Origin of the sequence: Enterococcus gallinarum NBRC 100675 (assembly GCF_001544275.1) — a bacterium.
GTDB classification, from domain to species: Bacteria; Bacillota; Bacilli; order Lactobacillales; family Enterococcaceae; genus Enterococcus_D; species Enterococcus_D gallinarum.
The window spans coordinates 35,745-54,259 of sequence record NZ_BCQE01000026.1 but is presented as its reverse complement, the minus strand read 5'-3'; the positions used below and the strand labels follow the sequence as shown (position 1 = coordinate 54,259).

Annotated in this window: 23 protein-coding genes; 19 read left to right on the top strand and 4 right to left on the bottom strand. The window is 38.2% G+C overall.

The window, feature by feature from the left end; all coding sequences use genetic code 11:
• Positions 1 to 619 precede the first annotated feature (619 nt).
• The 17 genes from EG2_RS19905 (at position 620) to EG2_RS13870 (ending at position 12,014) form a co-directional block, all read left to right on the top strand.
• Positions 620 to 805 carry a hypothetical protein gene (locus tag EG2_RS19905; protein ID WP_029681101.1) on the top strand — a complete coding sequence of 62 codons (186 nt, stop codon included), beginning with the start codon at positions 620 to 622 and terminating at the stop codon, positions 803 to 805.
• 137 nt (positions 806 to 942) lie between these two features.
• On the top strand, positions 943 to 1,233 hold the full coding sequence (locus EG2_RS13950; RefSeq protein WP_010709775.1) for a hypothetical protein: 291 nt from the start codon (positions 943 to 945) through the stop codon (positions 1,231 to 1,233).
• 274 nt (positions 1,234 to 1,507) lie between these two features.
• A complete protein-coding gene (locus EG2_RS13945) occupies positions 1,508 to 2,041 on the top strand; it encodes a hypothetical protein (protein ID WP_225596072.1) in 534 nt (177 codons plus the stop codon).
• A 78-nt stretch (positions 2,042 to 2,119) separates the two neighbouring features.
• Entirely contained in the window at positions 2,120 to 2,290 is a 171-nt protein-coding gene (locus EG2_RS19190) for a hypothetical protein (protein WP_010709772.1), read from the top strand.
• A complete protein-coding gene (locus EG2_RS13940) occupies positions 2,287 to 2,532 on the top strand; it encodes a hypothetical protein (RefSeq protein WP_010709771.1) in 246 nt (81 codons plus the stop codon). Before EG2_RS19190 ends, EG2_RS13940 begins: the two co-directional genes overlap by 4 nt.
• Positions 2,522 to 3,187 (top strand): DUF2786 domain-containing protein, encoded by a 666-nt coding sequence (locus EG2_RS13935; RefSeq protein ID WP_010709770.1) that lies wholly within the window; start codon positions 2,522 to 2,524, stop codon positions 3,185 to 3,187. Before EG2_RS13940 ends, EG2_RS13935 begins: the two co-directional genes overlap by 11 nt.
• A gap of 18 nt (positions 3,188 to 3,205) precedes the next feature.
• Positions 3,206 to 4,000 (top strand): ParA family protein, encoded by a 795-nt coding sequence (locus EG2_RS13930; RefSeq protein ID WP_071870231.1) that lies wholly within the window; start codon positions 3,206 to 3,208, stop codon positions 3,998 to 4,000.
• A gap of 45 nt (positions 4,001 to 4,045) precedes the next feature.
• Positions 4,046 to 4,894, top strand: coding sequence for a hypothetical protein (locus EG2_RS19735; RefSeq protein WP_255210089.1), 849 nt, complete (start codon positions 4,046 to 4,048; stop codon positions 4,892 to 4,894).
• Positions 4,895 to 4,970: 76 nt separating this feature from the next.
• On the top strand, positions 4,971 to 5,225 hold the full coding sequence (locus tag EG2_RS13915; RefSeq protein ID WP_010709766.1) for a hypothetical protein: 255 nt from the start codon (positions 4,971 to 4,973) through the stop codon (positions 5,223 to 5,225).
• 12 nt (positions 5,226 to 5,237) lie between these two features.
• Positions 5,238 to 5,537: a BRCT domain-containing protein gene (locus tag EG2_RS13910; RefSeq protein WP_010709765.1), complete on the top strand. Its 300-nt coding sequence runs from the start codon at positions 5,238 to 5,240 to the stop codon at positions 5,535 to 5,537.
• Complete coding sequence (locus tag EG2_RS13905; protein WP_010709764.1) at positions 5,527 to 5,712, top strand: hypothetical protein; 186 nt, start codon at positions 5,527 to 5,529, stop codon at positions 5,710 to 5,712. Before EG2_RS13910 ends, EG2_RS13905 begins: the two co-directional genes overlap by 11 nt.
• A gap of 50 nt (positions 5,713 to 5,762) precedes the next feature.
• Complete coding sequence (locus tag EG2_RS13900; protein ID WP_060815135.1) at positions 5,763 to 7,148, top strand: ISLre2 family transposase; 1,386 nt, start codon at positions 5,763 to 5,765, stop codon at positions 7,146 to 7,148.
• A gap of 474 nt (positions 7,149 to 7,622) precedes the next feature.
• Positions 7,623 to 7,751 (top strand): hypothetical protein, encoded by a 129-nt coding sequence (locus tag EG2_RS19730; protein WP_005472549.1) that lies wholly within the window; start codon positions 7,623 to 7,625, stop codon positions 7,749 to 7,751.
• Positions 7,752 to 7,922: 171 nt separating this feature from the next.
• Entirely contained in the window at positions 7,923 to 8,516 is a 594-nt protein-coding gene (locus EG2_RS13890) for a uracil-DNA glycosylase family protein (RefSeq protein WP_060815134.1), read from the top strand.
• A gap of 351 nt (positions 8,517 to 8,867) precedes the next feature.
• Complete coding sequence (abc-f, locus tag EG2_RS13880) at positions 8,868 to 10,337, top strand: ribosomal protection-like ABC-F family protein (RefSeq protein WP_060815132.1); 1,470 nt, start codon at positions 8,868 to 8,870, stop codon at positions 10,335 to 10,337.
• Positions 10,338 to 10,722: 385 nt separating this feature from the next.
• Positions 10,723 to 11,553, top strand: a complete 831-nt coding sequence (locus EG2_RS13875; RefSeq protein WP_060815131.1) for a class I SAM-dependent methyltransferase — start codon at positions 10,723 to 10,725, stop codon at positions 11,551 to 11,553.
• Positions 11,554 to 11,756: 203 nt separating this feature from the next.
• Positions 11,757 to 12,014: a TfoX/Sxy family protein gene (locus EG2_RS13870; RefSeq protein ID WP_003127255.1), complete on the top strand. Its 258-nt coding sequence runs from the start codon at positions 11,757 to 11,759 to the stop codon at positions 12,012 to 12,014.
• 150 nt (positions 12,015 to 12,164) lie between these two features.
• On the opposite strand, the gene spxB is transcribed toward EG2_RS13870, so the two are convergent.
• The 4 genes from spxB to EG2_RS13845 all read right to left on the bottom strand — a co-directional run bounded on the left by spxB (position 12,165) and on the right by EG2_RS13845 (position 16,110).
• On the bottom strand, positions 12,165 to 13,892 hold the full coding sequence (gene spxB / locus EG2_RS13865) for a pyruvate oxidase (RefSeq protein ID WP_060815138.1): 1,728 nt from the start codon (positions 13,890 to 13,892) through the stop codon (positions 12,165 to 12,167).
• A gap of 255 nt (positions 13,893 to 14,147) precedes the next feature.
• Positions 14,148 to 14,840, bottom strand: a complete 693-nt coding sequence (locus EG2_RS13860; protein ID WP_003127257.1) for an N-acetylmannosamine-6-phosphate 2-epimerase — start codon at positions 14,838 to 14,840, stop codon at positions 14,148 to 14,150.
• Between the two features lie 374 nt (positions 14,841 to 15,214).
• Positions 15,215 to 15,442, bottom strand: coding sequence for an aldo/keto reductase (locus EG2_RS13850; RefSeq protein WP_060815130.1), 228 nt, complete (start codon positions 15,440 to 15,442; stop codon positions 15,215 to 15,217).
• Positions 15,443 to 15,642: 200 nt separating this feature from the next.
• Positions 15,643 to 16,110, bottom strand: a complete 468-nt coding sequence (locus EG2_RS13845; RefSeq protein WP_060815129.1) for a MerR family transcriptional regulator — start codon at positions 16,108 to 16,110, stop codon at positions 15,643 to 15,645.
• 136 nt (positions 16,111 to 16,246) lie between these two features.
• Between EG2_RS13845 and EG2_RS13840 the strand changes: the two genes are divergently transcribed.
• Both EG2_RS13840 and EG2_RS13835 read left to right on the top strand, forming a co-directional pair.
• On the top strand, positions 16,247 to 17,725 hold the full coding sequence (locus EG2_RS13840) for an MDR family MFS transporter (protein WP_060815128.1): 1,479 nt from the start codon (positions 16,247 to 16,249) through the stop codon (positions 17,723 to 17,725).
• A complete protein-coding gene (locus EG2_RS13835) occupies positions 17,722 to 18,432 on the top strand; it encodes a DUF4811 domain-containing protein (protein ID WP_060815127.1) in 711 nt (236 codons plus the stop codon). The genes EG2_RS13840 and EG2_RS13835 overlap by 4 nt, the downstream gene beginning before the upstream one ends.
• Positions 18,433 to 18,515: the final 83 nt, after the last annotated feature.

Sequence of the window (18,515 nt, the reverse complement as noted above, 5' to 3'; positions counted from 1 at the left end):
CCACTTATTGTAAAGCTTTGAGTAAGCTCCTAATATTTGAATGATTTTCAAGCTATGAATAGGATCAAGGTATTCTGTTGTCAAAGAAGTGAAAAGTCAGAAGATTTTCTAATTCATGCATCAGTCATTTGGCTAGTATAACCTAAACCATAACCTGTCAATCGCCAAGGGTAAAATGCACGCTGCGCGCCCTTGGCAATCGTCAGAACATGGTTTCGAGCCGGTTATGCCAAACGACCGACGCACGAAAAGAAAATCTAATCAGAATTTTCACTTTTGATCTTTGACAACAGAATACCTTTTCTTAATCTTTCAGCTGACTATGAAAGTCACTCAAATCAAAACCTTAGGGGCTTTGCCCCTAACACCCTAGCCAACTCCCTCCACCGAAAAGGTTGGAGGGAAGAACAACTTTCAAAAAAATAAAAAACTTTATTTTTAGGAGGAGTCAACTATGATCACACAAACAAAAAACACACCATATCAAGTCGGAGACATCTTTTATAGCTCCTGGGGCTATGAACAAACCAATGTTACTTTCTGGCAGATCGTGAAATTAACGGAAAAAACCGCCTGGTTTCGACCATTAAAAAAGCAGACTGTCAAAACATATACCTCAATGAGTGGAACGACTGCGCCCATACCAAATGAGTTTATTGATTATCCGCTCGCAAGAACAAAAGACAGCATTGTTAGAAAACGAATCAATTCAGCACTATACCCTAATGAGTTATATGGTAATCGCAGTTGGGACACTTTCTATCGCTATGATGGTCAACCAGTATATGAAAGTAGCTATTATTAAGGGGGATTTTCCCCCTTTCAAAGATTTTAACGGTAGCCTTCAAATAGTAGAGATGATTTTGTTTACTGATGATGAAGTATTGAACCCAAAGAACATTAATACGCGAATCGTTCTATAAAAGGATGGGAGGGAAAAAGATGGGTTTGATAGATATTTACCACGAGTTTACCTATATTGGATCTTTTGAGAATACAAATGAAAATATCATTAATTATGTTGCGAGTATTCCACCTTACAAAAATATTTTGCTCGTTGATTTTACAACAGATGATACAGTGCTTACTACGATCGGCAATTTCCCGGACTATGTGTCAGATCAAAAATGGTTAAAAACAATCTTGCCCAAACTGATCGAAAAACAAACTGGAAAACTACCGATCGAAAAAGTCCATATTTTTGATCGGTATGAAGATGCTATGAAGAAATGAGGGAGAAAGATGTATCAATTTTCAAATCGCGAGTGTTTTAATGGGAGATATTTGATTCCAGTCAATCAGTTTAATCAGCACCATCATTGGCCGCCAAGCCATATAAAATATGATTGTTCCGAGTTGGCAGAACACCAAATAAGAAGAAGTAGAGGAAATTTCTATCCAACCTATATTTGGGAATGTCCCAGCTGTAAAAGTAAGTATCAATTAATACGAGGCACAAGGCAGTTTGAACGCCTTTCTTAGAAAAAAGTCTTTATTTAGAGGTGAAATGATGGAATTGGAGGAGTATGTTGATCGTTATATTGAAATCATTAAAACAGGTGTGACTCGTCTATATCCTGAATGTGATTTGACGAGTCGGCGCTCCTTGAATCTTTTGCATAATGAGTATTTGTTTGCGGTACAAGAATATGATTGTTACGTAGCCAAGCACAAACGTAAACCAGACTATCATGTGTTGATGGAGTATTTTGAAGAATGGGGAATCAATCGTTCAGAGTTGTTTCAGGAAAACGAACGAGTGATCTCAGAACAAGATTTTCTTGAATACTACTTAAATGATGTAAAAAGTAGCGGGTTATTGAAAGCTAGTGAATACACAGAAGAAGATTATCGGTTTATTTTGAAGCGTGAAAGGTACTTAGCAAGCCAAATGTTCAAAAATAATTGCCCTGGCATATATGGATATCAAGAGTTAAATATTCGTCAGTCGAAAAAAAGACAAGACTATTGTTTAAACGTATTAAAAAAACGATTTGAGATAGATTGTGCCGGTTTTTATGCAGGAATGAAAAGAAAATGACCCAAGGGAGGGAAATCGATGGAAAAGAAGTATCGAACAAAATTATCACCGAGTCTATCAAAGGAGTGAAATTTCAAGATGAATAAACGATTAATTGTTGCACTTATTTTAGTAGGGATGGTTACACGATTATTACCTGGCATGATTCAACTAGGACTGTTTGCTAGTTTATTCATTTATTTGTTTTTGTCCTGGGACGAGTATATGTATAAGTATGAAGTAGAAGAAAGAAGGGAGTTTTCTAAATGAAAAAAGATGATTCAAGTCCACATGTGAAGGTAAAAGCTCCACATGTGGAAGAAAAAGTAAGAATTGATTGCTTAGTCTCAAGAGAAGTGAAAGAAATGTGGAAGGAGATTGTCGCAAGAGATCGAGCAGAAAGTAACATGAGGTATTTTCCAGCTCATACACTTGAACGAATGATTCGAGCAGAATATCAAGTGATGAAAACATTTGGTATTCAAGGAAGGAGGATAAAAAATGAGCGATAAACGATTTATGAAAATTCAAAAGCTTTTAGCTTTAGCGAATGATGCAAATGACGAAGAATCCATGAGTGCATTAGCTAAAGCACAAGAGTTAATGCTTGCTTACGGAGTATCTGAAGAACAACTATTTGATTGTGAACAATCTTCTTTTGAAGAGAAAGTGGTTGATTTTGTTGTCTATCAAGGAAAGCCGCAGAAATGGGTATATCTCTTAGCAGGAGTTATTTATTGGAATTTTCGCGTGAAATATTACTATGTAGCAGGTACACCAGTTGAATTGCATTTTTTAGGAACAAAATCAGATGTAGAAATTGCGGATATTACGTTTCATTTTGCGAAAGGTAGTATTGCTTATTGTGCAAGAACGTACATGCAACGGCCAGAAATCAAGCGAAAAAGAAAACGAAAATGGCAGTTAAAGCAAGATTATATTCAAGGATATCTTGCAGGATTGCAGGAACAGTTCTGGGAACAAGTAAAAACAAATGGGTATGAATTGGCATTGCAAGTACCAGAATATGTACAAAAAGAGTATAACGAATTATCGCTAGTACCAGGAAAAGACATATCTCAGAAAATAAAAGATCTGGGAGCATTTCAGGAAGGCGTACGAGAAGGAAAACAATTAAGACAAAAGGAACGCCTAGAATATCAATAATAAAGAGAGGGAAAAACAATGACAAAGTATATTGCAGTAAACAATAAAAAAGGCGGTACAGGAAAAACAAGTGTATCTTGTATGTTAGCAGTATATCTTTCACGATTTGGCCAGACATGCTTGATTGATTCCGACGAAAGCGGAAATGCAACAAAACGGTTTACCGAAGAAATCGAGGAACAAGCAGAATTGACACGATTATTTAGACGTCAAGAAGTGGTCCCAATGGCAGTAAGAGAGCAGTTGGATTTAGTGGCAGGTACAGCTGAATTAGAGCTAGTAAATACGGAATTGATTCAGCGAATCAACAATACCTTGATCTTTAGTAGCTATTTACGCCAATTTGATACATTCAAGAAGTATGCGTATGTTGTAATCGATACACGAAACGATAGCAATATTATCACGAATAATATGTTAGCAGCTTCTGATCTCGTTTTAGGTGTGTCTGATCCAAGCGCAGACGGTTTCGAAGCACTCCTAAACTTAAATGGACATATCGAGTATCTAGCGAATGAATTAACAGATGTGTTTACTGGAAAAAGCTATGTTCATGCGGAGGTACGCTATATAGGAAACCAAATTGCGCATAATACCGACGTTTCTCGGCAATTCAAACAAATTATTTCAGGAAATGATATGTTTTTAGGTTATTTCCAGGATCGTACCGCATTCAACGAAGCTAGTTTACAGCGTATTTCTTTATTAAACTTATTTGAACAAGAAAAGTACCAACAAAAACAATACCAGGAGTTCAAGAAGCAAACGTATGAATTGTTAGATAAGATCAAAACTTGTATTGATGGTGATTAGGAGGCGAGCGAAGCAATGCCTCCTAAATCCCTATGGAAAATCCCTATGGAAAATCCCTATGGAAAATCCCTATGGAAAATCCCTATGGAAAATCCCTATGGAAAATCCCTATGGAAAATCCCTATGGAAAATCCCTATGGAAAATCCCTATGGAAAATCCCTATGGAAAATCCCTATGGAAAATCCCTATGGAAAATCCCTATGGAAAATCCCTATGGAAAATCCCTATGGAAAATAGAAAAGATGAAAAGAGGAAAAAATTTGAAGGAAAAATCATGTAGTTGTGAGATATGCAGACAAAAGGAATATTTAGAAAAAATGTATCCAGATAAAATAATAGGTATGCAATATGCTTATTGGGAGATGATGGAAGGTGTTAATCTTTTGATTAGTGCAGAAGAGTTAGAGTTTTTAGAAGAAAAGAGTACAAGAATCAGCTTAACTAGTGAACAATCAGAAAAAATTTTGACGATTGCTTATGGTGTATTTGATAGTCGATGTGGATGGTATGATTGCTTATATGAATTAGAAATGAACAAAGGAACAGCTTATTACTATTTTGATTTAAAACGAATGACTTTAATTTCTGTTTGTTTTAAAGATTATTTTGTATTAGAACAAGAAGGAAATCAGGTGAAAGTTGCTGTTCTAATCAGTAGTTCAGAATCCCTTCCATTTCCCAAAAATCAATCTGAACGATCATTAACATTTACTAAGTTAATTACTAGTTTAGGAAAGCATTTGGATGAATTAATTTTTTCTAGACTAGAATATGGAATTTTTCGATTAGATTATGGGGAGCTTATTGGGACAAAACAGGATTGGAAGAAACAAATAAAAAGAGAAAAACTTTTTTCCATCTATTACAGAAGGTTCTTATTTGTAGATAAATAGATAAAAAATAAAATGAACTTGTTAAAAAAATGATTAAACAGATTACAATGACTATAAAGAGAAAGGAATTGATCGCATGAATCACTTTGAAGTCATTCAACAAAAAGTTACTACAAGAAAGCAAGAAATGACCAAAAATATTGTTCAGCCCTCCAATGCGATAAAAAAGATGGCGAATCAAGAAAAAGAGCAGAAGAAAGATTATATGTTTTCTTTGTATCCTTCTGATCGAGAAAAATTAAATGAATTAGCAAAACAAGCAGGTTATGTTACTCCCCAAGGGCGCCCGAATGCTTCCGCATTTTTTACAGCGTTGATTCGTCAATTATAGGAGGTAGGAAAAATGAATGAGGTCTTTGTGTTTACCGGAACATTGGACTGTTTTACGCGCAAACAAGCACAACAGTTAGTGCTTGCTTTAGGTAGTCGCGTTCAACAGTCAGTCACGAAAGAAACAACTTACTTAGTTGCTGGCAAACAACCAGTAACGCTGTTTGATTTTGGAGAATCACTGAAAAGAAAACAAGCCCTGAAAAAACAGGTGAAAATCATATCAGAAGAGACGTTTTTGCGGTTGTGTATCGAACAGCTTTCAAAATACCAGAAGATCGAATCAGAAAGGAAATTTACCCATGACAAATGAAAGTTTTTTATCACATATCAACAATGTATTAACACAGTCTGAGTTATCTCGAACAGAACGTAGGCAATTAGAAGAGATGTTAAAAAGCTTACTTGAAAATTATACGCCGGAAGAACTTTTACAAGTATTACTTGAAATGATCGGGCCGATGCACAAAACAACCTGCCAGGTCTAAGTTTTACCTGGTAATACATAAGTAATGAATACAGAAAGGACAAGAAGAATATGTTTGCCGCTTTTTTGACAGACTTACATGAAATTTTACGCACCAACAACGATGGTTTAGAGAAAGAGAAACAATTAATGAATTACTCTTCTAATCTCATGAATCGTGTTATTCAATCATGGATCAATTGGCAAGAGCCACAATTGATTCAAAGTTATCAAGTGAAAGGATATACCGTTGGAAAAGCTGTCGAACGTAGTGTGCAGTTCTTGTTTGGCGTGCTTACGTATACAAGAAAATCGGTTGAAAGAAACGGACACATTATTTACCCGATTGATAATTTGCTTGGTTTAGAGAGATATGATCGCTATTCTTTACGAACAAAATACGCCTTGGCAGAGTTAAGTATGGTAACTTCTTACCGGAAGGCGTCAGAATTGATTGAGGTGGTTGGTAATGTTCAAGCCTCAAAAGATACCGTCATGAAAGTTGTTCATGAATACGAGACAAAATACAAAGAACATGAAGCGTATCTAGAAGAATATGGCACAGAAGGAAAGTGTAAAGTGGACTATCTTTATATCGAAGGTGATGGTGTGTTTGTAGGTGGCAAAGATGGAACAAACAAAGAATTGGCACATTTTATCGTTCACGAAGGAATAGAGACAAACGGTCAACGGAAAATGGCTAAAAACCTCAAACAATTTGTCGGTTTAGGTCATCAGAAAACATTGAATCATGTAGAAAATTATTTGTATCGTACCTATGATTTGAAAAACACCGTTATTGTGACCAATTCAGACGGTGGAAAAGGGTATAGCCAAAAAACGTTTAAAAGTCTTTTGCCAGTAGTAAAAGGACATGAACACTTTTTAGATCGTTATCATATCTCATTAAAATTAGAGCAATGTGTCTTTGTACCAGAATTAATTCCTGTTTTTCAGAATTCAATCAATAATTATTCTACTAGAGATTTGCAATGTGCCTTAGATACACTAGAATCGCATGTAGAAACCAAAGAACAAGAAACTCATGTCAAAAAGTTAAGAGCGTATTTGCGGCGAAATTGGAAAATTATCAAGCCGTATCACTTGCGCGAGTTATCAGGTGAAAAACAAGGAATCGGTATTATGGAGAGTCTACACCGAATCTTGACCTTCCGGATGAAACGCAATAGTAAGTATTGGGGAAAAGGTTTAGAGGCAATGGCTTGGTTATTGACCACAAAACGCAATGGTACACTAAAAGAAATCTTTTTAGAGAAGTGGAAAGAAGCGTTTGCGTTGGATGATCGATTGGTGGCAGAGTTAGGAAAGTGCCCAAATCACTTTTTCGAGGATGAACGGCAAAAAGTAGACAATATAAAAAACTATGCCATAAACTATCATAAACCTTCAAAACAAACTAAAGAGCGATTGGATTGGTATAAAGGAAATGAAAACTAAAAAAAGACTCTTTGTAAAGAAACAAAGAGCCACGCAGACTAGTCATGCACTGCGACTAATCTAAATCTAAAATTAATTTTTACAGATTAATTTTACCTTGTTTTTGAGCTATTTTCAAGACTAAATGTCAATTATTGTTTATAAAATAAAACAGTTAGAGATTTTTTTCTAACTTCTCTCTTGCAAAAAGAGTGAAATATGTTAAAGTAAAAGGGAAGAAATCGATAAAGAAAATAATCAAAAGTAAATAAAATAACAATAGATACAAAGTGCACACACAGTGCATTTTTAATCTAAAATTAATTTTTACGGGAGAAAAGAGCTTCCGGGAAAATTACAGACACATACATTGTGCAATCAACGATTGACAAACGGTCAAAATCCAAGTAGATTTAATCAGGATGCTAAATTCTTTTATCAAAGTGATTTGTTTTATCAGATAAGAGAGGGTCTGGGGAAAACGAGGTGGAAATAGTGAACCAAAAAGAAAAAATGCTTGAACTGATCAAAAAGAAACAAGGTGGTGGCCGTTCGAAACAAATGGACACACCAAAAAATGATCGCAAGAATATGCGTAAAGGACCAAAGATTTACAATAAGTAATAAATGAGCGCGACTCATTGAGTATAACTGCGTAAGGAAATCCTCCTTACGCAGTTTTTTGTCTCTTTTAGAGAGGGGTACCGACTGATTTTCTCAACACAAAATACTCCTCGACTTCGCCGCTTTCCTTTTGTATGATTAAGGAAAAGAGAATAGGAACGGAGTGAGAAAATGAATGTGAAAGAGGCATTGATGGCTGGAGCAGAAAAAAGTATCTTTTTGAATGATATTGAAGTCGATCCGAAAACCATTAAAGCAGTATTGATCAATGAAGTCGTTCCCCTAGATCCAACAGATGATTTTTATGGGGCAACAGATGGCGCTTATCTTTCTACGACGTTGCCGTTGTTTCAACAAGCTGGGATCTATGTAGATTCTGCCCATGACTTATTGGATTTAGGGATTTATTTGACCAATGCGATCAAAACGCCAAAACACGCGACGACAATTGAAACACAAACTATCACTGAGAATCTACCGCTATTAGAAAAAGAGTTGTCGTTATTTCCAAATATTGAAGTGATTATGCTAATGGGGGATGTCGCCAAAAAAGCCTTCAATCAAATCGCCAAAAAGCAGCAAAAAAAGAATGCGATTCCCTCCGTTGCAACTTACAAAATACGCCAGACTGAAATCTATTATGGAAAGATCCGCTTATTGCCTTCTTATATTATGACAGGGAAGAACGTATTGATCGAAAAATCTAAAGTTACGATGGCAGCCGAGGATATCGCGAAAATGTATCAAGTGATTACGAAGGAATGATTTGATTAGCAGACGATCCCATGAGCTCGCAGGATGACAGATCTTCCGCTGAAATTATAGGACACACTGGTGTAAGGGACTTCCAGCGAACTCATGCGAACCTTTCTGTACAAGTATTTTCGGATCTGCTATACTTAAGGAAATCATTTACTGAAGGAGGAAAAGTCATGACAGCGGCAATGAAATTGTGGATCGATCTTTTGAATCGTTAATTTAATACTATTCAAAAGTCTAGGTGATCGCGATTTCAAGGGATGAGTGTCTACTTTTCCAATTATTTATGAAGGGATAGCGCCAGGCTATGCCTTTTTTGTGTTTTCCTTTTTCCTAGACGAGAGAGGGAGATCATTCATGGAAACATTAACAGTCCAATTCAAACAGATCAAAAAACAATATGGCGCTAAAGAAGTCTTGTCAATTGAGGCGTTATCCGCCTATCATGGAGAACGAATCGGGATCATTGGTAGAAATGGGGAAGGAAAGTCAACACTGTTAAAATTAATTACTGGAGAAATCCAGCCTGATAGTGGCACGATTCAGACAACCACGACCTTTAATTATTTTGCCCAAATTGGAGGGATCGAGGATTCTTACGATTTTTCATCCGTTGACTGGGAAATCATGAGCCGCTTTTCGTTACCAAAACATTCAATGGATAGCTGGAGCGGTGGGGAAGCCGCAAAGTCACGATTGGTTCGAACACTATCGAACTATGAAATGGGTCTTTTGTTGGATGAACCTACCACCCATCTGGATCAGAAAAGTATTTCATTGCTTATTGAGGAGTTGAGGCATTACTATGGTACATTGCTTTTTGTCAGTCATGATCGGTTTTTCTTGAACCAATTAGCAACGAAAATTTGGGAAATTGATCAGGGGTGTGTACGGGAATATCACGGAAACTTTGATGCGTATAAACAGCAAAAGGAAATGGAATTACTGCATCAAAAACATGCGCTTGAAAGTCACTTGAAAGAAAAGAAGCGCTTGGAAGCGACGATTGAAAGTAAACTTCAGCAAGCTGAAAAGATTAGTAAAGTCTCTAAAAAAATGCAGCAGAAAAATAGTCGTCCTGATCGATTGGCATCATCCAAACAAAAGGATACAATTCAAAAGAATCTTCATAAAACAGCAAAGGCAATGAAAAGCCGTTTGGATCATTTAGGTGAGCATCATTCATTGACTGAGCCGAGACAAATTATTTTTCCAGCACCAAAAGGCATAGAAATTCATAATCCTTATCCGATAAAAGGAGACAACGTTTCAATTCAATATGAACAGAGAGTTTTGTTTGATGATTGTGATTTTCAATTTGGATTAGGAAAGCGTATCGCGATTGTAGGTGCAAATGGTTGTGGAAAAACGACTTTATTGAATCATATTTTAAATGATGGTAAAGGAATTGTCTTATCTCCTAAGGTAGTTTTTGCTAGTTACCAACAATTGTCCTATAAAATGACTGAATCGGAATCAATTCTTGTTTATTTAATGAAACAAACCGATTATTCTGAATCATTTGTCAGAAGTATTTTGCATAACCTTGGTTTTTATCAAACAGAAATTTTAAAGCCCGTAAAAAATTTGAGCGGAGGAGAAGCGACACGAGTTCAAATTGCGCTGCTTTTTGTTAAACCAGCAAATGTTCTCATTTTGGATGAACCAACTAATTTTATTGATCTTCCTACGATTGAAGCCCTGGAAAAACTAATGAGGGATTATCTTGGAACAGTTATATTTACTTCTCATGATCAATTATTTGTTGATCAAGTTGCTAATGAGGTCTATCAAGTCGTTGATCAAAAACTTAAAAAAATCACTTAAACGTATGGCCATTTTCTTAATCGCATATGCTCGTAACGTTGAACGCAAAATCGTGAAAGGGTTTGCTGCAACTGCTTTAATGTGGTAAAGTATAGTCATAATTGAATGAACAGGTGATGAAGTTCGGCATAGCTGATAGTACACAATCAGTGCTATAGGTATGACTGGAAAAGAGTAAATAAAATCAATTGAACAGGCTAAAAATAACCGCTTTTGTAGGTTTATTTAAGTTGCCTAGCTATTGATTTTATCTTACTCTAACTTCTCTTTTCACGGAAGCGATGGGTAACCATCGCTTTTTTTTATTCTTTTATAGTAATCACGCAAAAGGAGGACTAAAGAAAACTATTCAGTTACACAAATAATCAATCAAAGGAGCAGAAAAATGCGAAACAAAATGAAAGACTTCATCAAACAGCCAAAAATCTATCAACAAACCGATACACCATTCTGGACAGATGACTATATTTCTCAGAAAATGCTAGAAAATCATTTGGATCCGAGTATAGATGGGGCCAGTCGAAATCGGTCCTTTATCAAAAAATCTGCTAGCTGGATCTGTCAAAAAGTTCCACCAGCAGATTATCCAACCCTTCTTGATCTAGGGTGTGGACCAGGGCTCTATTCAGAATTGTTTGCTGAATCTGGCTATCAAGTAACAGGGGTAGATTTCTCAAAGCGATCGATCGACTATGCAAAAGAGTCTGCACGAAAAAAACAGTTGCCTATTTCCTACCTAAAACAAGACTACCTTGAGATGGAATTGACAGAAACTTTTGATTTGATCGTGATGATCTATTGCGACTTTGGTGCATTATCTGCAAACGATCGACATCTGCTGGCAGCAAACATTTATCGCTGGTTGAAGCCTGGCGGAAAATTCTTGCTAGATGTCTTTAGTGCAACGAAATATGATCAGACTGTAGTGCAGCAATCATGGGACTACTCAGAAGGAGCTGGCTTTTGGAGCGAGAACTCCTATCTTGCATTGAATAAGACCAGTAAATATCCCAACTTTGTTTGGCTAGATCAAACAATGGTGATCACTCAAGAGGATCAGATAACTTACAATGTGTGGACTAGTTGTTTTACAGAGCACTCATTGGCTGCCGAACTGGCTGCGGTTGGATTTAAAGAGTATCAGCTTTATAGCAACGTTTGTGGCGAAAGCTATACGAAAGAGAGTGAAACAATTGCGATGTTGCTAAAGAAGTAAACGGTAGGGTTACATTTTAGGGGACAATTCGCTAAAATAAAGAGGAGGGATAAAATGAAAAAAGTCTTATTGTTTCTGATGAAGCTTCCTTTTTCTGCCCATCAAAATTAATGCAGATTTGTGAAGGAATATAGGGTAACAATCAAACAAGATTTGTGCAATAAATATAAAACTGCAGAAACATCGTTGAGAGGAGGAGTATCATGGAAGAATTACAAAAAATACCGAATGTAGGAAAGGTTCTTGCCGAACACTTGCATGCGATTGGCATCGATTCGGTGGAGAAAATGAAGTCTGCAACAGCAGAAACCATTTTTATGCGTATTCGTACCCAACGGGATCCCGGGGCTTGTCTACACATGCTCTATGGGATTGAGGGAGCAATACAAGGAATTCCTAAAACGCAGATTTCAGCTGCAAGAAAGCAAGAATTGCGAACGTTTTTCCAGACTGTTTCTTGATTGATTTGCAAAGGGAGTCAAACCAATCAGATTTGTGATCTAAAACACAAAAAAGAAAGACCAAACAATGCCTGACAACTTCCGCGAAAAACATTGGAAGTGTCAGATTGATTGTTCGGTCTTTTTTGTTTCTTAGGGCATAGCTTTATGCTAATTACCTTTAAGCAGTTCTCTCAAAGTAGGCATTTCTTGGACTTGGTATTTTTCTTTAAAGGCGGCGATTTCAGCTGCCGAAAATTTTTCTGGATCCAATTTCAATTCCTCTACAGGAAGTGGACGAGCATTTTCGATCTTGATATCAATAACTACAGGGCCGTTGCTGGTTTTTGCTGCATCAAAAGCAGGTGTTAGGTCTTCGTAACGAGTGATAGTATATCCTTTTGCACCAAGTGCTTCCCCAACTTTCCCAAAGTCTGCGCCTTCTAGAAAGACTCCAAATTTCTTTTGTTCGGTATCCTCTTGTTCTGCTTCAATAAATCCAAAAGAATCATTAGAGAAGACGATATTGATGATTGGTAATTGGTATTTGACTTGGGTCAAAATATCCTGCATTTGCATGGCGAAACCGCCATCCCCACTCAATGTAAAGACTTGGCGATCGGGGAAACTCAATTGGGCGGCAATTCCTCCTGGAACACCGTTCCCCATCGTAGCGAACCAGCCAGAAGTGGTAAAACGCTGTTCTCCTGTCATGTCTAAATGTCGAATACTGTTGATCGTCACATTTCCGACATCACTGACGAAAATCGCATTCGGCTCGGCAATGCGGTTAATTTCTTTGAAGATCGGTTCTGGACGAAGAGGAGCTTGTTGATTGGTGTCAAAGTGATGGCGCCAAGCATGCCAGCGAACAATGTTTTCTTGATTTGCTGCCAGCCATTGGTCTGCTGGTCGTTCGGTTCCTAGGGTGACCCATTGATTCAACGCAGTGATCCCATCGCCTAACACCGAGACATCTGTGTTGTGCCGACGCCCAAATTTCGAGGAGTCAATGTCAACTTGAACAAAATTGGCTTTCGGATTAAAGAAACGACGACCAAATGGAAAATCGCTCCCCACGAAGACAATCAGATCCGCTTCGGCTAGTGCTTCGTTCGCAGGTTTCGTGGCAACTCTTCCGGCAAAGCCAAGAAAATTCTTATACATATCAGGAACGATTCCTTTCGCCAAAACAGAAGCCGCAACTGGCATTGAAAAGAACTCGGAAAATTTTTTGATCGCTGGAAATCCGCCGAACACCCCTTGTCCAATATAAAGAACGGGTTTTTTTGCTTGTTCAAAATAGGGGAGGGCAGCTTTTAAGTCTGCTTCATTAGGTAGGATAACCTCAGTTTTATGGTTTTTGGCTGTGGCGATCTCTTGGGCTTCAATCTCTTTAAAGCCAAAATCAACGGGAATCGTCACGACAGCGACGCCCCGAAATTTATAGGCAGCCTTGATAGCTTCATCTACCACGTGTGGTAGACTTTCAGGGGACATGACCGTTCGATTGTAGATGCTGACATCCGCAAACATCGGATTTTCATTCATTTCTTGGAAATCATTGTAATTCATTGAACTTGATGCCACTTGACCGAGTAATGCTACTACGGGCACATTATCCATTTGAGCATCATACAATCCATTGATTAGGTGGGTAGCTCCAGGGCCTGCTGAACCAAAGACAGCCCCGACTTTACCAGTTAGTTTGGCATCAGCAGCGGCGGCGAGAGCGCCTGCTTCTTCATGGCGAACTTGGATATAGCGAACGGATTCGCGTTCTTGGTATAGTGCATCCATTGTGGAATTAAATGAACCGCCGGGAATGCCATAAATGTGATCGATCCCCCAAGCCTCAAAGACTTTTACCATGGCGACACCTGCATTGATTTTTGTCATTTTCTTCACTCACTTTCTCCTCTTTCTTTCAGTATAAAGTATTCTAAAAAAGACAACAAAAAATGTGACTCGACTCACAAGGGAAACTCCCGGTTATCAGCAATCAAATTCAACAGAGGAAAAATAGTACAAAGAATAGAATACCTGCAAAAAAAGATGCACCTGTGTCAGATGCATCTAAAATCATGGTACCCTTATTCAGCCATCAGAGGCTTGTTCGCTAGAAGCCCTAGAAGTATGCGATTCTTTATGAAACTAATTGGATAATTCTGTGATAAAACGAGCCGCGATTTCTTTGGGGCGGGTAATCGCACCGCCTACAACGATACCTGCAACCCCTAGACGCTGAACTTGTTTGGCTTGTTCAGGAGAATGAATTCTTCCTTCAGCGATGACGGGCAACTGTTCAGCGACAAGTTGTTGGATCAGTTCGAGGTCGGGTCCATCTGTTGGCTCACGGTCTTTGGTATAACCCGCTAATGTTGTGCCAACAAAATCGACCCCAGCTTGGTAAGCATTGCGGCCTTCTTCAAAAGTCGCAATATCTGCCATCAGCAGCTGGTCAGGATACTTTTCTTTGATTTTTTTGATAAATGCATTGATGGTTAGACCATCGTGCCTTTTTCGCAAAGTACAATCCAGCGCAATGACTTCGACACCGGTTGCAACTAATTCATCTACTTCGCGCATCGTAGCAGTGATGAACGGTTCTTCAGGTAGGTAGTCTCTTTTTATGATACCGATGATTGGCAAGGACACTTTTTCTTTGATTTGCTGGATGTCTCGTACAGAGTTGGCACGAATTCCGACCGCACCTGCTTCTTGAGCTGCCACCGCAAAAAGAGGGATCACGCCACCTTCTTCGGTATAAAAGGGTTCCCCTGGCAGAGCTTGACAAGAAACGATCAAGCCACCAGATATTGCTTGTAAAAATTCTGTTTTGTTCATGGATACAGACTCCTTTTCTCGATTTGGTAGCTAGCGCTACGAATGCTACTAAGTTAATTTTGTCAATTTTGTCAATTTTTCAATTAAGTCAGCTATTCAAAGCGGCTTCTACCTTTGACTTCTTCAAAGGGACTATAGCATGGAAAAATGGCTTTTGTAAATGATTTCTCTCGGAAGCAGTCAAATGGACAATGACTGCGAGGGCTGTGAAGATCCTTCTCGTTTTACTGAAAACCGCCGCTCATTCTCAAAAGGAACACTTCAAGCAAGAAACAAAATAAGTTTAGGGCTTTTTCTCATCAAAAAAGCTTTCCCAGAATTCAGATTCTGCACTGAGACAGAAATGATTCTGGGAAAGCGCTCTTCAGTTGCAATTATTTTGTAGCGGCTCGTTTGAAAACAGGAATTTCATTATTAGAGCCATAATCATTCATAGTGATTTCTTTTAATTGAGTCAGATCTTCTTCTGAAATTGTAAAAGCAACATCGGCGTTGTTTTTCATATGTTCAATAGATGCTGTTTTCGGTAAAGGAAGGAGATCTAATTGGAGGCAATAGCGAATCGCTAGCTGTGGCGCTGATACATAATATTTTTTAGCCAAAGAACGAAAGAGGCCCGCAAACAATTACTAGTCGAAGAACGAGAAAATTTGCGGCAACGTTTTGAGGAACTAAAAGGGACTTTGAATCGTTTAGATAACAAAATCAAGTATTATGACGAGCTATGGCAAGAGTAAGGATTGCTGCATTCCCGAAAGACGAAGGGCGTGCAGCAGTCCTTTTTTAACTATTGTTTGTTTTCTCAGAGATTACGGTATTTATCAATGTCCAATGGCTGGTTTTCCGGTAATAATTCGTAGTCAAGCTGATTCGATTCATCATCATGGATAATGTGCAGCCATTGGTTTGAATCCTTGATGGGTCCTAGGCTGATAATAGTAAATCGGTCATTGATTACTTCCAAATTCTGGAGTGCCCCTGTAAAAACTTTACGTATATGGTGTGCAGTTTTTATTTTTTCCTCTGCTTTTTCTACCGCTTTTGTTAAAGTAAAGCCTTCATCAAGGAAACGTTTGATCAACTCAACTTTGATCACCGTGGGCAGTCGATATTTACGTGGCGCATTTTCTTCTTGAGGAACGGATTGGATAAGGCCTTTTTGTTCCCAGTAACGCAATTGACGCGGAGAGACTTCACACATTTGGCTCAGCTCGCTGATTCCTACCAGCAAATTGTCATTTTCTAATAATTTACGAAAGGTTTGAGACATGCTTTCTCCATTCTTGTAAAGGTATTTGTTTATATTGTAACTTGTTTTACTTTTGTGTCAAGTAGGTTGACAAATAAGTGAGAAAGTTTTAAAGTGTATAGTGCTGTTGAAAAATTTTGTGAAAAGAGTGTGAAATATGACAAATAATCGTCCTTTAGATATATACGGTAAACCGTACAATCGTTCTTTATTGGTTGTCGTTTTGCTGATCGGTACGTTTTGTACAGTATTGAATCAAACATTACTGACGACTGCCTTTCCAACCTTGATGAATGCCTTCGATATTACGGCTTCTGATGTTCAATGGTTGACGACCGGATTCTTGCTTGTTAATGGGATCATGATTCCAATTACCGCTTGGCTGATTAATAAATTCAATTCGAAAAATTTGTATTTAACTGCCATGACGATTTTCTTAATTGGTACAATTGCTTGTTTTGCAGCACCTAATTTTTCGATCTTACTATTAGGTCGTTTGATTCAAGCTGCCGGTGTTGGTATCTCCATGCCGTTGTTGCAAAATATCATGTTATCGATCTTTCCGCCAGAAAAACGCGGTTCTGCAATGGGAATGTCGGGGATCGTTATTGGGTTGGCACCAGCTTTAGGCCCAACACTATCCGGCTGGATCATTGACCACTATACTTGGCGCTATTTGTTTGGAATGGTCATTCCAATCGTTATTTTAGTATTGATCTTAGCTGTCTTCTTGATGAAGAGTGTTATCGAGCTGTCTCATCCGAAAATTGATATTTTTTCTGCCATTCTTTCAACCATCGGTTTCGGAACATTGTTGTATGGTTTTTCCAGTGTCGGAGACAAGGGCTGGGGAAGCGTGGAGGTCATTAGTTTCTTAGTAGTTGGGGTCTTGTTTATCGCCTTTTTTGCTTGGCGACAATTGCACATCGAGCATCCATTTTTGGAATTACGCGTCTTTTCATCGAAAACATTCACATTAGCGGCCATTCTTTCTGGTGTGACCAATATGGCCATGGTGGGCGCAGAAATGGTCTTGCCTTTATATATCCAAAATATTCGGGGAGAATCTGCCTTTCATTCTGGTTTGATGCTTTTACCTGGGGCATTGGTAATGGGGGCGATGATGCCGATCACTGGGGCAATTTTTGATAAGTATGGGGCAAAGCGTTTAGCTATTACCGGTATGTTCATTTTGACTGCTGCAACATTGCCTTTTGCCTTTTTAACAAAAGACACACCGATCTTGCATATCGTCATTCTTTATGCGATTCGTATGTTTGGGATTTCCATGGTTATGATGCCAGTTACTACTTCTGGTATGAATGCTTTGCCAGGAAACTTGATCAGTCATGGTACAGCAGTTAATAATACTTTCCGTCAAGTTGCCAGCTCAATTGGAACGGCGATTTTGATCAGTGTCTTATCAAATGTAACCAAAGGAAATCTTCCAAGTGATGGCTTGTTGAAGGCAACACCGCTTGCTTACAAAGAAAAAGCGATCGAAGCAACGCTTTCTGGTTATCATGCTGCTTTTTATGTCGCTGTTGTCTTTGGCTTTTTAGGCTTTTTGATTGCCTTTGCATTGAAGAAAAAAGAGCCTCAGTTGACTGTTCTTAAAGGAGGTGACGGCAAATGATGTTAGTGATTGTCGTCATCAGTGTAATTGCCTTTGCGTTATTAAATGTTTTTGCCAAAAATAAAGTCCAAACTGTTATTTCACTTCTCTTTGGTTTGGTTTTTGTCTTAAGCTTAACAGCAATGATGGCCAATCTATCCGCACATTTTGGGATGGAAAAAACCACCACAACGACTACACAGCCGTTAGTTTCAAGCAGTGACAATGATCAGTTGCCAATGCTGTTGTATCAACCTTTGGGTGATGGAACTGAGAAAATCTATTTGTACCGCACAGATGAGTCGCAAAAGAAACCAAAACAAACAAGAATGGACCATGTGACGAATCATGTCGTCGAAGATGCCAAATCGGCACAAAAAGAAACGAAAACGACCCGTTGGACGTATAAAAATGATTTTTATCGTTTCTTGTTTGGAATAGCTGGGAATGATGAAGAGTTTATTCGTGAAAAGAATACGTTCTCTCTTCCAGATTCTTGGACTCTCTTAACTGTTGATCAAGCGAAAAAACTAGCCAGTCTTGTTGAAAACCAACAAGAAGCGATGAAAACAGAAGCAAAAACTTTTGTTCAAGAGAAGATGCAAGCCGCTTTGATGGCTGACCCAACAATGGATGCGGCGGAACAAAAAGCAAAAATCAGTCAATTCACTGCAGAATATCAAAAAGAAGCAATAGCAAAACTGATTGAAGAAGCAAAAAAAGAATAAAAAATCCCTCTGCAACTAGAGTGATTGAACCATTCGCCAAAAGTTAGCCATAAAAGCTAACTTTTGGGAGTGATTCACTCTCT

Excerpts from the sequence above, each read along its gene's own strand:
- EG2_RS13930 (WP_071870231.1), top strand. The coding sequence starts at position 3,206 with ATGACAAAGTATATTGCAGTAAACAATAAAAAAGGCGGTACAGGAAAA.
- EG2_RS13910 (WP_010709765.1), top strand. The coding sequence starts at position 5,238 with ATGAATGAGGTCTTTGTGTTTACCGGAACATTGGACTGTTTTACGCGC.
- EG2_RS13935 (WP_010709770.1), top strand. The coding sequence starts at position 2,522 with ATGAGCGATAAACGATTTATGAAAATTCAAAAGCTTTTAGCTTTAGCG.
- EG2_RS13840 (WP_060815128.1), top strand. The coding sequence starts at position 16,247 with ATGACAAATAATCGTCCTTTAGATATATACGGTAAACCGTACAATCGT.
- EG2_RS13950 (WP_010709775.1), top strand. The coding sequence starts at position 943 with ATGGGTTTGATAGATATTTACCACGAGTTTACCTATATTGGATCTTTT.
- abc-f (WP_060815132.1), top strand. The coding sequence starts at position 8,868 with ATGGAAACATTAACAGTCCAATTCAAACAGATCAAAAAACAATATGGC.
- EG2_RS19190 (WP_010709772.1), top strand. The coding sequence starts at position 2,120 with ATGAATAAACGATTAATTGTTGCACTTATTTTAGTAGGGATGGTTACA.
- EG2_RS13875 (WP_060815131.1), top strand. The coding sequence starts at position 10,723 with ATGCGAAACAAAATGAAAGACTTCATCAAACAGCCAAAAATCTATCAA.
- EG2_RS13845 (WP_060815129.1), bottom strand. The coding sequence starts at position 16,110 with ATGTCTCAAACCTTTCGTAAATTATTAGAAAATGACAATTTGCTGGTA.
- EG2_RS13915 (WP_010709766.1), top strand. The coding sequence starts at position 4,971 with ATGAATCACTTTGAAGTCATTCAACAAAAAGTTACTACAAGAAAGCAA.
- EG2_RS13870 (WP_003127255.1), top strand. The coding sequence starts at position 11,757 with ATGGAAGAATTACAAAAAATACCGAATGTAGGAAAGGTTCTTGCCGAA.
- spxB (WP_060815138.1), bottom strand. The coding sequence starts at position 13,892 with ATGACAAAAATCAATGCAGGTGTCGCCATGGTAAAAGTCTTTGAGGCT.
- EG2_RS19905 (WP_029681101.1), top strand. The coding sequence starts at position 620 with ATGAGTGGAACGACTGCGCCCATACCAAATGAGTTTATTGATTATCCG.
- EG2_RS13900 (WP_060815135.1), top strand. The coding sequence starts at position 5,763 with ATGTTTGCCGCTTTTTTGACAGACTTACATGAAATTTTACGCACCAAC.
- EG2_RS19735 (WP_255210089.1), top strand. The coding sequence starts at position 4,046 with ATGGAAAATCCCTATGGAAAATCCCTATGGAAAATCCCTATGGAAAAT.
- EG2_RS13835 (WP_060815127.1), top strand. The coding sequence starts at position 17,722 with ATGATGTTAGTGATTGTCGTCATCAGTGTAATTGCCTTTGCGTTATTA.
- EG2_RS13860 (WP_003127257.1), bottom strand. The coding sequence starts at position 14,840 with ATGAACAAAACAGAATTTTTACAAGCAATATCTGGTGGCTTGATCGTT.
- EG2_RS13890 (WP_060815134.1), top strand. The coding sequence starts at position 7,923 with ATGAATGTGAAAGAGGCATTGATGGCTGGAGCAGAAAAAAGTATCTTT.
- EG2_RS13940 (WP_010709771.1), top strand. The coding sequence starts at position 2,287 with ATGAAAAAAGATGATTCAAGTCCACATGTGAAGGTAAAAGCTCCACAT.
- EG2_RS13905 (WP_010709764.1), top strand. The coding sequence starts at position 5,527 with ATGACAAATGAAAGTTTTTTATCACATATCAACAATGTATTAACACAG.
- EG2_RS13945 (WP_225596072.1), top strand. The coding sequence starts at position 1,508 with ATGATGGAATTGGAGGAGTATGTTGATCGTTATATTGAAATCATTAAA.